The sequence below is a fragment of the Miniphocaeibacter sp. genome, assembly GCF_049276255.1.
Classification (GTDB): domain Bacteria; phylum Bacillota; class Clostridia; order Tissierellales; family Peptoniphilaceae; genus Miniphocaeibacter.
On sequence record NZ_JBASWB010000062.1, the window covers coordinates 18,957 to 33,595 of the forward strand.

At 28.0% G+C, this 14,639-nt stretch carries 15 protein-coding genes; 4 read left to right on the forward strand and 11 right to left on the reverse strand.

The genetic code is table 11. The features are described 5' to 3' along the window. Position 1: 1 nt before the first annotated feature. From ruvX to WAO56_RS07835, 10 genes are all read right to left on the reverse strand, one after another. Complete coding sequence (gene ruvX, locus WAO56_RS07790; RefSeq protein WP_422142990.1) at positions 2-412, reverse strand: Holliday junction resolvase RuvX; 411 nt, start codon at positions 410-412, stop codon at positions 2-4. Continuing rightward, positions 412-1,362, reverse strand: a complete 951-nt coding sequence (locus WAO56_RS07795; protein WP_422142991.1) for an aldo/keto reductase — start codon at positions 1,360-1,362, stop codon at positions 412-414. Before WAO56_RS07795 ends, ruvX begins: the two co-directional genes overlap by 1 nt. 3 nt (positions 1,363-1,365) lie before the next feature. Beyond that, a complete protein-coding gene (locus WAO56_RS07800; RefSeq protein WP_422142992.1) occupies positions 1,366-1,641 on the reverse strand; it encodes an IreB family regulatory phosphoprotein in 276 nt (91 codons plus the stop codon). An 8-nt stretch (positions 1,642-1,649) separates the two neighbouring features. Next, the gene (gene alaS, locus WAO56_RS07805) at positions 1,650-4,289 is read right to left on the reverse strand and encodes an alanine--tRNA ligase (RefSeq protein WP_422142993.1); all 2,640 of its coding nucleotides are present in this window, start codon (positions 4,287-4,289) and stop codon (positions 1,650-1,652) included. An 11-nt stretch (positions 4,290-4,300) separates the two neighbouring features. Next, a complete protein-coding gene (locus WAO56_RS07810) occupies positions 4,301-5,515 on the reverse strand; it encodes an AI-2E family transporter (RefSeq protein ID WP_422142994.1) in 1,215 nt (404 codons plus the stop codon). A 129-nt stretch (positions 5,516-5,644) separates the two neighbouring features. After that, the gene (locus WAO56_RS07815) at positions 5,645-6,058 is read right to left on the reverse strand and encodes an RrF2 family transcriptional regulator (protein WP_422142995.1); all 414 of its coding nucleotides are present in this window, start codon (positions 6,056-6,058) and stop codon (positions 5,645-5,647) included. Positions 6,059-6,130: 72 nt separating this feature from the next. Then, on the reverse strand, positions 6,131-6,979 hold the full coding sequence (locus WAO56_RS07820; RefSeq protein WP_422142996.1) for a DegV family protein: 849 nt from the start codon (positions 6,977-6,979) through the stop codon (positions 6,131-6,133). Positions 6,980-7,017: 38 nt separating this feature from the next. Then, positions 7,018-9,429 (reverse strand): leucine--tRNA ligase, encoded by a 2,412-nt coding sequence (leuS, locus tag WAO56_RS07825; protein ID WP_422142997.1) that lies wholly within the window; start codon positions 9,427-9,429, stop codon positions 7,018-7,020. A gap of 261 nt (positions 9,430-9,690) precedes the next feature. After that, on the reverse strand, positions 9,691-9,912 hold the full coding sequence (locus WAO56_RS07830) for a YdbC family protein (protein ID WP_243660622.1): 222 nt from the start codon (positions 9,910-9,912) through the stop codon (positions 9,691-9,693). A gap of 8 nt (positions 9,913-9,920) precedes the next feature. After that, positions 9,921-10,580, reverse strand: coding sequence for a hypothetical protein (locus WAO56_RS07835; RefSeq protein ID WP_422142998.1), 660 nt, complete (start codon positions 10,578-10,580; stop codon positions 9,921-9,923). Positions 10,581-10,785: 205 nt separating this feature from the next. On the opposite strand from WAO56_RS07835, the gene WAO56_RS07840 reads away from it, so the two are divergent. Together WAO56_RS07840 and WAO56_RS07845 are read left to right on the forward strand one after the other, a co-directional pair. Beyond that, on the forward strand, positions 10,786-11,403 hold the full coding sequence (locus tag WAO56_RS07840) for a regulatory protein RecX (RefSeq protein WP_422142999.1): 618 nt from the start codon (positions 10,786-10,788) through the stop codon (positions 11,401-11,403). Continuing rightward, positions 11,396-11,647, forward strand: coding sequence for a GIY-YIG nuclease family protein (locus tag WAO56_RS07845; RefSeq protein WP_422143000.1), 252 nt, complete (start codon positions 11,396-11,398; stop codon positions 11,645-11,647). Before WAO56_RS07840 ends, WAO56_RS07845 begins: the two co-directional genes overlap by 8 nt. Positions 11,648-11,664: 17 nt before the next feature. Here WAO56_RS07845 and WAO56_RS07850 read toward each other — a convergent pair whose 3' ends face one another. Further along, positions 11,665-12,564 carry a DegV family protein gene (locus tag WAO56_RS07850; RefSeq protein ID WP_422143001.1) on the reverse strand — a complete coding sequence of 300 codons (900 nt, stop codon included), beginning with the start codon at positions 12,562-12,564 and terminating at the stop codon, positions 11,665-11,667. 149 nt (positions 12,565-12,713) lie between these two features. On the opposite strand from WAO56_RS07850, the gene asnA reads away from it, so the two are divergent. After that, positions 12,714-13,727 carry an aspartate--ammonia ligase gene (asnA, locus tag WAO56_RS07855; protein WP_422143002.1) on the forward strand — a complete coding sequence of 338 codons (1,014 nt, stop codon included), beginning with the start codon at positions 12,714-12,716 and terminating at the stop codon, positions 13,725-13,727. Positions 13,728-13,825: 98 nt separating this feature from the next. After that, a complete protein-coding gene (locus tag WAO56_RS07860) occupies positions 13,826-14,638 on the forward strand; it encodes a pyruvate, water dikinase regulatory protein (protein ID WP_422143003.1) in 813 nt (270 codons plus the stop codon). Position 14,639 lies beyond the last annotated feature (1 nt).

Sequence of the window (14,639 nt, forward strand, 5' to 3'; positions counted from 1 at the left end):
CCTAATACATATCCAAATATGCTTGAAGAATATAAGTTGCTGCAACCATATCTATTAATTTTTTTCTTTTTTTTCTTCTTACATTTCCTTCAATTAATGTTCTTTCAGCAGAAACTGTAGTTAATCTTTCATCTTGAAAAACTATTTCTGCAGAAATAGCTTTCTTTAATTTTTCACAAAATTTATAAACTTTTTCTGCCTGAGGACCTATTGTATTATTCATATTTTTAGGTAGTCCGACAATTATTTTTATAATATTATTTTCTTCAATTATTTTTAAAAGTTCTTTTATATCATCTTTATCATTTGTTCTAAATATCGTTTTATAGCCCTGTGCCGTAATAAAGAAAGGATCGCTAATTGCAACACCTATTGTCTTATCACCTATATCTAAACCCATATATCTTTCCATTAGACCACCTTTATATAAAAATCTGGACAAACTGTAGCACAATATCCACATAAAACGCATTTATTATAATCAACAGTAGACACTCCATTTAGAATTTTTAATGCATCTTGATTACATCTTTGTACACAATTTCCACAAGCAGTACAATACTCTTCAATTATTAATTTCCTTCGTTTTGAAAGTAACTTTTCCTTTAGTTCTTCAGGATAAACTCCATTGTTAATTAAAGATATATTACAATCTATTTCTTCAATACTTTGCATTCCAACAGCAATAGAATCTATAAATTTTAGCTTATTTAAAAATTTGAAAGATTTCTCAATATCCTTAATTAAATGACCTCCACCTAACGGCTTCATACTGTAAATACCCTTGCCAAGTTTTTTTGATTCCTCTAATGCTTTAATCATTTCAGTAACATTACCATCGCCAATACCAAGTCCATCTTTATTTAAAATTGGATGAATTAACTCTAGCTCAGGATATTTATTAGCTCCTAGAACTCCACTTATTCTATGAGTAGATAATCCCAGGGCCCTAATATATCCCTTATTTTTAGCCTCCATGAAGAATTCCAAAGCTTCATAATGCCCTTTAATTGTTAATTCTGACTCCTGTTCATGTAGTAGGAATATATCTATATAATCTGTATTTAATTCATTTAGAGCCTCTTTTAATGCATCTTCAGCTAATTTTCTATTCCATGCATAAGATTTAGTAGAGATGATTAAATCATTTCTACTAAATCCTTTTAATGCCTCTCTTATATAATAATAATTGTCATATAATTGAGCTGTGTCTATAAAATTAATCCCATTATTAAAAGCATGCTCTATTAAATACGCCCCTTCTTTTATAGTTAAATTACTTTGAAAGGGCGTCATAGTTAAGCTACCAAAACAAATATTTGAAGTTATAATACCTGTGTTTCCTAATTCGCTATATTTCATTAATTATTTTATATTATTCTCTTTCAAATAAAATTCTAATAGTTCTTCAAGTAAATCATCTCTGTCGATTTGTCTAATAATATTTCTTGCATTTCCATGACTTGTAATATAAGTTGGGTCGTCTGATAATATATATCCTATAATTTGATTTACAGGTTTATAACCTTTTTCTTCTAATAGGTTATAAACAGATTTCAAAATTTCTTTAACGGACTTTGATTCTTCTTTTTGTGGTTCAAACATTACGGTTTTGTTGATATTATTATCTTCTTTTCTCATTTTTCCTCCTATTTTATTATTGATTCTAAAATTTCATCTACTGAATCCATTGCAAATTTAACTTTAGTTACATCTTTTCCACCAGCCATGGCAAAGTCTTTTCTTCCTCCACCATTACCACCTGTTAAAATAGCTACTTCTTTTACTATATTTCCTGCAGAAATATTTTTTTCAACTATATCCTTAGTAACCAAGGCTAAAAAATTAACTTTCTTACCACTTGTATTTGACATTACTACAATTCCTGAACCAAGCTTATCCCTTATAGTATCACCTAATTCTCTAAATGTGTTCATATCCATATCTTTTGCTGAGTATTTAATATATTTAATTCCCTTTATTTCATTAACATTTGCTAATACTGAATCTAGGTCCTTTTTGCTCTCTTCATTTTTAATTTTTTTAAGCTCTTTTTCTAATGATTTTATATCTTTCTGTATTAAAGATATTTTATTATTAATTTCTTTTCTATCTACCTTTAATTCCTTAGAAATATCATTTAATAATTTTTCATTTTCTTTTAAATGATTATATACTTCCGGTCCTGTAATAGCTTCTATTCTTCTTATTCCTGCTGCAACAGATGATTCAGAAATTATTTCAAACATTTGTATGTCTGAAGTTGATGAAGCATGAGTTCCACCGCATAGCTCTACTGAATATTTATCTCCAATATTAATTACTCTAACAATATCCCTATATTTATCTTCAAATAAACCAATTGCTCCCAAATCTTCAGACTCTTTTAAAGTCATATAATTTGAACTAATCGGTAAACCTAAAGAAATTATTTCGTTTACTTTGTCTTGGACCTTCATTAAATTTTCTTTTGAGATAGCCTCATAATGAGTTATATCAAATCTTAATCTATCTGGACCTACATAGGACCCAGCTTGATGAACATGAGTTCCTAAAACTTCTCTTAAAGCTTTGTGAAGTAAATGAGTTGCTGTATGATTTCTAACAGTATTTTTCCTTCTCATTAAATCAACTTTTAACTCTACATTATCCCCTACGGAAAACTCACCATTATCAACTTTTATATGATGTAAAATAGCATTGTTAGAATTTTTAGTAGTATTTGTTACATAAGCTTTCGCATCTTTATCTTCAATAAGACCCGTATCTCCTACTTGTCCTCCTCCTTCTCCATAGAAAGAGGTTTCTTCTACTACTAGTATACCATTTTCTCCCTTTGATATTCTATTTACATCTTCTCCATCTACAAATATCTTAATAATTTTTGATTTGTTTTCTGTTTTTTCATATCCTAAAAAATTTGTTTCTGTTAAGTTTTCAATACTTTCATTAATTTCATTAGACCAACCAATATTATCCTCGTGTCTAGAAAGTCTTGATCTAATTCTTTGTTCTTCCATTAGTTTATTAAATTCAGATAAATTCACCTTTAAATCATTTTCTTCTAAAATTTCCATTGTTAAATCAATTGGAAAACCATAGGTATCATATAATTTAAAAGCATCCTTACTGTTAATTTCTGACAAATTCTGACTTTTACTTTCAGCCATAATTTTTTCAAGTATATTAAGACCTTGGTCTATAGTTTCTTGAAATTTATTTTCTTCAGCATTTATTATTTTAAATATTCTTTCACTATCTTCTAATAATTCTGGATATTCGGTATTATAGATTTCCATAACTTTTTTTGCTACTTCTACAATAAAGTTTCCTTCAATACCTAGTAATTTTCCATGTCTAGAAGCTCTTCTTAAAAGTCTTCTAAGAACATATCCTCTACCTTCATTACTTGGTATTACACCATCATATATTAAAAATGTTATAGCTCGTATGTGGTCAGCAATAATTCTAATGGAAACATCATCTTCTTCATCTGTTTTATATTTCTTATTAGAAATATTTTCTACTACAGAAATAATGTCTTTTACTAAACCAATTTCAAAAATATTGTCAGCATTTTCTAATACCATTGTTAATCTTTCTAAACCCATTCCAGTATCTATATTAGGTGAGTCTAGATCATGGTAAACTCCATTTGAATCTTTGTTGAACTGTGTAAATACTAAATTCCATACTTCTAAAAATCTATCACAATCACAACCAGGTTTACAGTTTGGATCGTCACAGCCATGGCCTATTCCTCTATCTACGTGAATTTCAGAACAAGGTCCACAAGGTCCCTCATCTAACTCCCAGAAGTTATCTTCTTTACCTAGTCTAACAATCTTTTCTTCAGGAATACCTATATGGTTTTTCCATATATCATAAGCTTCATCGTCTTCCTCATAAACAGAAACCCAAAGTATTTCTTCAGGTATTTCCATTTTTTCTGTTAAAAATTCCCAAGCCCAAGTAATAGCTTCTTTTTTAAAATAGTCTCCAAAAGAAAAATTCCCTAACATTTCAAAGAAAGTACCATGTCTTTGAGTCTTTCCAACTGATTCTATATCACCAGTTCTTATACATCTTTGTGATGATGCAGCCCTATTTTTAGGCATTTTTAATTCCCCAGTAAAATATTTTTTTATTGGTGCCATACCTGCATTTATTAACAATAAACTATTATCATCTTGTGGAATCAAGGGAAAACTTTTTAATATATTATGATCTTTATCTTTAAAAAAATCTAAAAATTCTTTTCTAATTTCATTTAATCCTAATTTTTTCATATAACCTCACCTTATATATTATCTTCTTCATTTTCTTCTTTAATAAAAAACTTCTTTACGTCATTTTTATAATGATTAATAACAACTTTTATCGTCGCAACAACCGGTACTGAAAAAATCATTCCCGGTACTCCAAACATACCTGCTCCAATTATCAGACATAATAAAATCAACATCGGGTTTAATCCTATAGTTGTACCTAAAATTTTTGGAGCCATAATATTGTTTTCTGCCCATTGAATAAGCAAAAAAACTACTGCAACAAATAGCGCTTTAATTGGACTATCAAAAAAAGCTATTAATACTGCGGGAATAAACCCAAGTGCCGGACCAATATAGGGGATAATATCTGCTACACAAGTAATAATTCCTACTATTAGTGCATATTCAATCCTCATTATAAATAAAAATATAGCTGTAAGAACACCTACTGCCATTGCCATTATTAAACGGCCACGAACAAATTGTGAATTAACCTTATCTATATCCTTTAAGAGTGAAATAATATTTTCTCTATGTTTTTCTGGTATTGATTTTTTAAATCCTTCAACATATTTTTCCTTATCCATTAAAAAATAAAAAGAAAATATTGGTATTAATACAATTCTTATTAGTCCGCTGGCTATTCCACTAACTCGTTCTCCGACATTTGAAATTCCGGCAATTAATTTTCCTTGTAAGCTTGAAATACTTTTAGTAAAAGTTCCCTTCGCCTCTGTAATTAAGTTCTGTACAGTTTCATTTTCACTAAAGTTTTCCTTTAAAAATTTATATGCAGAATTAAACAAATCTTCAAAAAAGGACGGTAAAGTATATAACAATCTTTTTAATTGCTCGCTTAATTTAGGCATAATTAGTATTATAATTATAGCAAATAATAATATAACTAAAAAATACACAAGTAAAATTGCATATGCCCGTTTTACCCCTTTATTCTCTAGTTTTTTTACTAAGGGATTAATTAAATATGCTACAACTAAAGCAATTATCATAGTTATAATGGTACTACCTATTATGGTAAACTTAGTAAAAATATATAACACTGCCAATATTACCAGTATATATACTGTAACTCTCTTTATATAACTTTGATCTAATCTTAATCTATTTTTTAAACTGACTTTAGTATTTCCTATATTGATTAAATAATAAATACCTAAGGCAATTAAAACTGTTAGTAGAATAAATATAACATTTATTAAAGTCTCTCTAACATCAAATGGCATTTCACAACCTCCTTCATACAAGGAATATTTTAAATTATAAATAAATATTAAAAAAATATAGGCTGTAAACCTATATTAAATTAAATAAATAATTATCTACTGAAATTTAATATAAGAATTACAAGAGGATTATCTCATATATTTACCAGCTACCATTTCTGCTAAATTCATAGAATTGGCTTTAGTTATTAATTCTTTAGAAATTTCAATCCAAACTCCTCTTGCTGGACAATACCCTTCTTTAGAACAATAACCTTCATCAGTAGAACATTCAGTTGTACCAAAAAAATCTTCCAATGCTATTAATATTTCTCCAATACTAATATCTTCTGGATTTCTAGTTAAAAAATATCCTCCTTGTGATCCTCTGACACTACTAACTAAACCCTTTTTCTTTAATCGTCTAATTAATTGTTCTAAATAACTATTTGATAAACCTGTCAATTTAGAAATTTCACTTAGAGGAATTGGTTCTAAACCATAGTTTTTTCCTAATACATACATTGCATGTAGTCCATATCTTCCTCGTGTTGAAAGTCTCATCTATAATCCTCCATTATTACCCATATATTATATACTAAAATAGAACAAAAACAAAGGTCCTATTAAGGACCTTTACTCATTTAAATTTAAATATGTTCCAAAAAGCAAACCAACTGTCCCTGGTCCAATATGAGAACCAATTGCAGGCGAAACTTCTTCTATTCGAACATTTATATTTGGATATTTGTTTTTCATTTCCTCATATAATTTATAGGCTTTCTCTTTTTTGTATACATATGCTATAGTCATGTATTTTACATCTTCTGGTACAAAGGACAATATTTTTGCTATTGCTTTGTTATACCCTCTTGCTTTTTCAACCAAACCTAAGGATCCATCGTCTAGAACTGAAATAATAGGTTTTATGCTTAATACATCTCCTACAGTAGCTGATACTTTAGAAAGTCTTCCACCTCTTTTTAAATACTCTAGAGTTTCAGGAATAAAATATACCTCCTGATATTTTCTATGAAGATACAACCTATCTATTATTTCATCAATAGATAAATCAAGTTTTCTTAGTTCAACTAAATATTCAACCATCCTTTTTAAATTTAAGGTTGTTGTTTTAACATTAATTATATGAATCCTATCGTCGCCTATCATATCTTTAGCCAATAGGCAAGAATCATAAGTTCCACTTAACTTCTCTGAAATTGGCATTACAATAACCGCATCTGGGTCATCTTCCAATGCTTTCTTGAAAATCTCTATTAACAATCCAAATGGTGGCTGAGAAGTTGTAGGAAAATTTTTACTTGCAACTAATTTTTCATAAAAAACATCATATTGTGTTGGATCTGGCTCCTTATATTCTTGTCCTTCAAAAGTATAATAAATAGGAAATACATTTATATTTTCTTGATCTATAAATTCTAATGGTAAAGTAGCTGTTGTGTCTGTAACTATATTAATTTTCATTAAAATCTCCTATACATAATATTAATAATCTCATTATACTATTTTACCACTATATTGTATATTTTACCATTTACATAAATTTTCTTAATTATGTCTTTCCCCTCAATATGTTTTTTAATAGATTCGTTAGCAATTGCTTTATTGAAAATACTTTCTTCTTCCTCATCTATTGAAATTTCTATATTAGCTCTTAATTTCCCATTTACTTGAACTGGTAAATTAATCACATCATCTTTTGTCTTCTCTTCATCATATTCTGGCCATTTTTGTTGATAAATATGATCTGCAAAATTAAATCTTTCCCATATTTCTTCTGTAATATGAGGTGCTACTGGATTTAATAGTATTAAAAATGTTTTTAAGTCTTCCTTAGTAATTTGTCCTTTTGCTAAAAAGTCATTTAACAAGGTCATTAATTGTGCTATACCAGTATTGAATTTTAAAGTTTCAAAATCACTAGATACTTTTTTTATTGTTTTATGAATTGCAGATTCTAACTCTTTAGAATATTCATCTCCATCGACAACAATTTCCTGTAATTTCCAAACTCTATCTAAGAATTTTCTACAACCTTTTACACCATTTTCTGACCATGGAACAGATTTTTCAAAATCCCCTATAAACATTTCATAGGTTCTTAATGTATCTGCACCAAAATCTCTAATAATATCGTCTGGGTTAATTACATTTCCCCTAGACTTAGACATTTTTTCACCATTATCTCCTAAAATCATACCATGGCTAGTTCTTTTCATATATGGCTCTTTAGTATTTGCAACACCAATATCATATAAAAACTTATGCCAAAATCTAGAGTATAATAGATGAAGAGTAGTATGTTCCATACCTCCATTATACCAATCTACAGGTCCATAATAATCAATACTTTCTTTACTTGCTAATTCTTCATTATTGTGTGGATCCATGTATCTCATATAATACCATGATGAGCCTGCCCATTGAGGCATAGTATCGGTTTCTCTTTTTGCTTTTTTACCACATTTAGGACAAGTAGTATTAACAAAAGAGTCTATTTTAGCTAGTGGTGATTCACCATCATCAGTTGGTTCGTATTCTTTTACATCTGGCAATTTTACAGGTAATTTATCTTCTGGTACAGCCACCCATCCACAATCGTCACAATAAACTAAAGGTATTGGTTCTCCCCAGTATCTTTGTCTAGAAAAAATCCAATCTCTAAGTTTAAAATTAGTCTTTTTGTGACCTAGATTATTATCTTCTATATATTCAATAATTTTCTTTTTAGCCTCTTCTACTTCAAGACCATTTAAAAAACCAGAATTTATTAAAACTCCTTTATCAGTATCGGTATAGGCTTCTTCAGATATGTCTCCTCCAGAAACAACCTCAACAATATTTAAATTAAATTTTTTAGCAAATTCATAATCTCTAGTATCGTGGGCTGGTACTGCCATAATAGCACCTGTACCATATGTCATTAGTACATAGTCTGAAACATAAACAGGAATATCTTTTCCTGTTAAAGGATTAATAGCCTTTATTCCCTTTAATTCTACACCTGTCTTATCTTTATTTAGTTCCGTTCTTTCGAATTCAGATTTTTTTATTACTTCTTTTTTATAACTCTCAACTTCTTCTAAGTTTGTAATTCTATCTTTGAATTTTTCTATTAATGGATGCTCCACAGCTACAACCATATAGGTTGCCCCGAAAATCGTATCTGGTCTTGTCGTGTAAACCTTAATATTTTCTTCAGAATCCTTTATAGAGAAATTCAATTCACATCCGTATGATCTTCCTATCCAATTGATTTGTTGTGATTTTATTTTTTCCGGATAATCAACCTCAGCTAAATCATCGATTAGTCTATTGGCATATTCTGTAATTTTTAACATCCATTGATTTTTTACTCTATGAACAACTTCAGCACCACAACGCTCGCAAAGTCCACCAACTACTTCTTCATTTGCTAAACCAACTTTACAAGAAGGACACCAGTTAATAGGCATTTCTTTTTTGTAAGCTAATCCCTTTTCAAACATTTTTATAAAAATCCATTGAGTCCATTTGTAATAATTTGGATCTGTTGTGTTTATTTCTCTGTCCCAATCAAAAGATAGTCCAATTGATTTTAACTGCTCTTTAAATCTTTGTATGTTTTTTTCAGTAATTACTGCTGGATGAATCTTATTTTTTATAGCATAATTTTCTGCTGGTAATCCAAAAGCATCCCATCCCATTGGATATAGTACATTATAACCTTGTAATCTTCTTTTCCTAGATACAATATCTAAGGCAGTATATGGTCTAGGATGTCCTACGTGAAGACCTTCTCCTGACGGGTAAGGAAATTCTATTAATGCATAAAATTTCTCTTTATCTTTATTAATCTCTGTTTTAAATGGTTTAAAATCATCCCAATGTTTTTGCCATTTTTTTTCTATAGCACTAGGATTATAGTTTTCCATAATTTCCTCCTCAAAATAAAAAACTTCCATCTCTAATTAAGAGACGAAAGTTGAATTCGCGGTACCACTCTTATTGGTTAAACCCTCTTTAATACATTTATCGGTGTCCCGTTTAAGTATAATATGGACAAGTTCAGTATTTAAACTATACTGTGTTTCACCAAGCCACAGCTCTCTACAATAGTCCTTGTACTTAATACTTCCATAAAACTTAATATATTTAATCTACAAAATTATATCATTAGAACTATAATAAATCAATTATTCCAATTCTTCTTTTAATAATTCTTGTAAAATCATTAATTCGTCCTTTGTAAAAGTAACACCCTTACTCATTCTTGTATGATCTGGATTCCATTCTCTAATATCATACTTTGGTTCACGCTCACTCCAACTAACTAAATTTAGTTCTTTTCTCCAACCCTTTGCATTTTCTGAAAGTATACCTAAGTTTTCTACAATTTCAAATTTAAATTCTGCCATAGCTCCTCCTACATAATATAAATATCTTCTTGTTCTGGTATTGACATTAAAAATATATCATTTATTTCTTTAATAAGTTTATCTAATTTGTCAATGTTCTTAAAAATATCTTCTCTAATTTTATTTAGTTTTATATCTTCTTTTTTATTTTCTTCCTCTAGTTTTTTTATAGAGTACTCTAGAACATCTTGTGAAATACTTCCATTGGAAATTTTTTTATTAAAAATATCAAAGGAAATCCTTTCATAAAATTTTAATAATTTAATATTTTTGTTTTTATACGCAGCCTCCACTTTACTTTGTAAATCCCTAATAAATATTTTATCTTCTGTATACAATTCTTCATATAAAAGATATTTAATATTTGCAAAAATTTTTCTTAGATTTTTAGAATTGTCTACATTATTGGATTTTAAAATATCTTTATTTATATACTCGTTTTTTACAATATAATCAATATATGGTAACCAATTAGGTATATCTGTGTTTTTATTAACTTTTATATTTTGAACTATTTCTATTTCTCTTAGCTTTAATAAAATATACTTCTCTTTTAAATGTTTTCTTACTTCTAACTCATTTATTTCTTTTTTACGTTCATGTTTTTTTTCTAAGTCATATATTTTTATACCTAATTCTACTAATAGTTTATCTCTATATAATTCCATTTCATCCCAACTTTCAATAAATATTTTAACATTAATAATATAAATTACAAGTTATCATATAGAAATTTTAAATATGGTAATTAATATGATAAAATCTTATACATAAGAGGTGAACTATGAAAAAAAGAAATAAATTTATAAGAATTGTATCATTTCTACTTATTTTATCTATGCTAATTCCAGTTATTTATTCTTTAGTATTACTATGATTATAAAAGAAATAAAATTTGACGATAATAAAGATCAATTTAATATTACTTTAGATAATAGTGAGATTTTTTACGCTAATTATAAATTATATAATGAATTAAATTTGTATAGAGGCAAGACCCTTACTTCAGAAGAACTAACTAAATTAGTAGAATATGATAATTTTAATAATTTGTTGTCTGTAGCTATTAACTTTATTAGCTATAGATTTAGATCTGAAAAAGAAATCATTAACAGATTAAAAAAAGAAAAGGCATCAGATTTAGAAATAGATAATATTATATTATATTTGAAAAATTTAAATATGATAGATGATATTGAATTTACAAAAATATTTTATAACAATAAATCACAAATAAACAAGTGGAGTTCTAAAAAAATTAAATATGAATTATATTTAAAGGGTATTTCTAGTGAGGTCTTTTATGATGCTATCGGTGATACTTATGAAATGGATTATAATAATGCTCTTTCTGTAATTGAAAAAAATTATAGTATTTGGAAGAATAAATATGATAAATTTAAATTAAAAAATAAGATTTATTCGACTTTGGCACAAAAGGGTTTCTCCTATGATATTATTACTAGTGTGATTGAGGAATTCAATGATTAATTACGTTTATATTCTTGAATGTAAAGATGGCTCACTGTATACAGGTTGGACAACAGACTTAAATAAAAGACTTGAAACCCATAATAAAGGACTAGGAGCTAAATACACTAGAGGTAGAATTCCTGTGAAATTAGTTTATTATGAATCCTTTAATAACAAAGGCGATGCCTTAAAAAGAGAAATAAAAATAAAAAAATTAACTAGAAATAAAAAATTAGAATTAATATCAAAAAAGGAGAAATAATTTCTCCTTTTTCTATTTTAATATTTAAAAATATCTATTTCATCCCCTATTTCTTTTTTGTTAATAAATACAGCTATACACCCTGGTCCTGTATGAGCCGAAATTGTTGAACCAATATTTCCAACTATTATATTTTCAATTCCTAGTTCATTTGCAATCATATTTTTTAATTCCAATGCATTTTCTAGAGAATCTGAATGTACTATAGCCATTGTTTGAGTCTTAAGTATTTCATTATTTATAGTATCCTCTTTTATTCTAGAGATTATTTTTCTATAAACTTGTTTTAATCCCCTACCCTTATCAATAGGAACTAATTTACCATTTTCTTTATTTACCGTTAACATAGGCTTAATATTTAACATTCCACCAAGTATCTTTTGAGTAGCTGTAACCCTACCACCTCGATGTAGATATTTCATATCATCTACGGTAAAATAATGTTCTATATTATCAGCTAAAAATTTAATTTTTTCTATAATATACTTAGATTCAAATCCGTTTTCTACTAATATTGCCGCTCTTATTGCAATAAGTCCTATAGCTAATGAAGCACAGTTACTATTTATTACATCTACCGAAGCTTCAGGATACTCTTTTAGAATATCATTCATTGCTAAAACACCTGAATTATAACAACCAGATATACCTGCTGATAATGCAATGTATACAATTTCATTTCCCTTTATGATTTCTTCCTTAAATTTATTATAAAACTGCTCATAGGTTACTTGAGAAGTTGTAAAAACCTCCCCTTCCTTCATTCTATCAGTTAGTTCTTTTGATGTAATATCAACACCATCACTATATTCTTTATCTCCAGAAATAACAGTTAAAGGAAGCACAATTAAATTATATTTTTCCACTAGTTCTTTTGGTATGTCACTACCTGAATCTACAATTATCTTTAAAGCCATTAAATCACCTCTATATAAAAATATCAATTAATTTCAGTATATCATATGATACCTTTGAATTATATTATATTTAATTGGTATTTAGTAAATTGTTGACCGATTATTTTACTTAAAGTATAATTATAGTATTATTTTTCAGGAGGAAATTAATGTACAATCTTGTAATTCCTAATGGCTATAAGTCTGATTTAAACTTATTGGAAACACAAAAAGCCATAAAATTAATTAAAGATTTTTTTGAATCTCGACTTGCTAGTACTTTAAATTTAACTAGAGTTTCTGCTCCTCTCTTCGTTGAATCTAATTTAGGTATAAATGATAATTTAACTGGAGTTGAAAAACCAGTAAGCTTTAATGTTTGTCAAGGAAACAAAAAAACTCAGTTAGAAATTGTTCAATCTTTGGCTAAATGGAAAAGAAATGCTTTAAAAGAATATAATATTCCATCTGGTAGTGGAATATATGCAGATATGAATGCAATAAGGGCTTCTGAAACCTGTGATAATACCCACTCTTATTATGTCGATCAATGGGATTGGGAAAAAGCCATAGACGATAAAGATAGAACAGAAATTTTTTTAATACAAACTGTAAGAACTATTTATCAGGTATTATTAGATACTCAAACTATGTTGAAGAATCATTACCCTAAATACAACCCAGTTCTAAGAGATACTATTAGTATTGTTACTAGCCAAGATTTAGAGGATAAGTATCCATCCCTATCACCAGAAGAAAGGGAAAAACAATATTGCAAAAAATATGGCTCTATGTTTTTAATGAAAATTGGAAATAAACTAAATTCTGGAAAACCTCATGATGTTAGATCTCCCGACTATGATGATTGGAATTTAAATGGAGATATTATAGTTTGGAACCCAATTTTAAATGATGCCTTAGAATTGTCATCTATGGGAATAAGAGTAAATTCCGACGTTTTGAAAAAACAGCTGGAAATTTCCAACAATCTTAATAGATTAAGTTTAGAATTTCATAAAAACTTGATTTCAAACAAATATCCTCAAGCTATAGGTGGAGGTATTGGTCAATCAAGACTTTGTATGTTATTCTTACAAAAAGCCCATATAGGAGAAGTTCAAGCCAGTGCTTGGCCTAAAGAAATGATAGATGAATGTAAAGAAAATAATATTAATTTATTATAAGCTCTATTTATAGAGCTTATTTTTTTAATAACTAATAGAATAATATGAAAAGTGTTGTATAATGATATTAGAAGCTAAAATAAGTAGAGGTATATATTATGATTAGATTTATTGTAGTGTCAGATTCAACTGGTGAAACCTGTGAACAAATTATTAATGCTTCAATAGCTCAATTTGATGTTGAAGAAAAAATTTTTGAACGGTTTTCCCATATTAGAGATATCGTTTCTTTAAATAAGATTTTTGATAATATTAAAGATATAAAAAACACCTTGATATTTTATTCTTTAGTAGATGAAAATTTAATAGAAGCTATGAAAAAAAATTGTGATTTAATAGGTGTAACAGGTGTAGATGTACTTACCTCTTCAATTGTTGCCATAGAAAGATTATTAGGTCAAGAACCAAAAACTCGACCTGGAGCTTTAAGAAGTTTAGATGCCCAGTATTTTAAAAGAGTTGATGCAATCGATTTTGCCGTTCGATATGATGATGGTAAGGATCCTAGAGGAGTTCTTTCTGCCGATATTACAATTTTAGGAGTTTCTAGAACTTCAAAAACTCCACTATCAATGTATTTAGCAAATAAAAATTATAAAGTTGCTAATATTCCTTTGGTTCCAGAAACACCTGTTCCTAAAGAAATATTTCAAATACCGGCAAAAAAAATTATTGGACTTACTAATTCTCCAGAAAAACTAAACCTTATTAGAAAATCCAGACTACAAGCATTAGGTCTTCCACCTAATTCTTCATATTCTAATATGGATAGAATACTATTGGAATTAGATCATGCACATTCAGTAATAAGGAAAATTGGATGCCCTATAATAGATGTTTCAGAAAGAGCTATAGAAGAAACTGCTGATATTATTATAAGACATCTTAAAAAAATAAATAACGAAATATAGG

What these genes read in the sequence shown, in the direction of transcription:
- asnA (WP_422143002.1), top strand. Translation starts at nt 12,714, where the DNA reads ATGTACAATCTTGTAATTCCTAATGGCTATAAGTCTGATTTAAACTTA.
- WAO56_RS07795 (WP_422142991.1), bottom strand. Translation starts at nt 1,362, where the DNA reads ATGAAATATAGCGAATTAGGAAACACAGGTATTATAACTTCAAATATT.
- WAO56_RS07860 (WP_422143003.1), top strand. Translation starts at nt 13,826, where the DNA reads ATGATTAGATTTATTGTAGTGTCAGATTCAACTGGTGAAACCTGTGAA.
- leuS (WP_422142997.1), bottom strand. Translation starts at nt 9,429, where the DNA reads ATGGAAAACTATAATCCTAGTGCTATAGAAAAAAAATGGCAAAAACAT.
- WAO56_RS07830 (WP_243660622.1), bottom strand. Translation starts at nt 9,912, where the DNA reads ATGGCAGAATTTAAATTTGAAATTGTAGAAAACTTAGGTATACTTTCA.
- WAO56_RS07800 (WP_422142992.1), bottom strand. Translation starts at nt 1,641, where the DNA reads ATGAGAAAAGAAGATAATAATATCAACAAAACCGTAATGTTTGAACCA.
- WAO56_RS07850 (WP_422143001.1), bottom strand. Translation starts at nt 12,564, where the DNA reads ATGGCTTTAAAGATAATTGTAGATTCAGGTAGTGACATACCAAAAGAA.
- WAO56_RS07835 (WP_422142998.1), bottom strand. Translation starts at nt 10,580, where the DNA reads ATGGAATTATATAGAGATAAACTATTAGTAGAATTAGGTATAAAAATA.
- WAO56_RS07820 (WP_422142996.1), bottom strand. Translation starts at nt 6,979, where the DNA reads ATGAAAATTAATATAGTTACAGACACAACAGCTACTTTACCATTAGAA.
- alaS (WP_422142993.1), bottom strand. Translation starts at nt 4,289, where the DNA reads ATGAAAAAATTAGGATTAAATGAAATTAGAAAAGAATTTTTAGATTTT.
- WAO56_RS07840 (WP_422142999.1), top strand. Translation starts at nt 10,786, where the DNA reads ATGATTATAAAAGAAATAAAATTTGACGATAATAAAGATCAATTTAAT.
- WAO56_RS07810 (WP_422142994.1), bottom strand. Translation starts at nt 5,515, where the DNA reads ATGCCATTTGATGTTAGAGAGACTTTAATAAATGTTATATTTATTCTA.
- ruvX (WP_422142990.1), bottom strand. Translation starts at nt 412, where the DNA reads ATGGAAAGATATATGGGTTTAGATATAGGTGATAAGACAATAGGTGTT.
- WAO56_RS07845 (WP_422143000.1), top strand. Translation starts at nt 11,396, where the DNA reads ATGATTAATTACGTTTATATTCTTGAATGTAAAGATGGCTCACTGTAT.
- WAO56_RS07815 (WP_422142995.1), bottom strand. Translation starts at nt 6,058, where the DNA reads ATGAGACTTTCAACACGAGGAAGATATGGACTACATGCAATGTATGTA.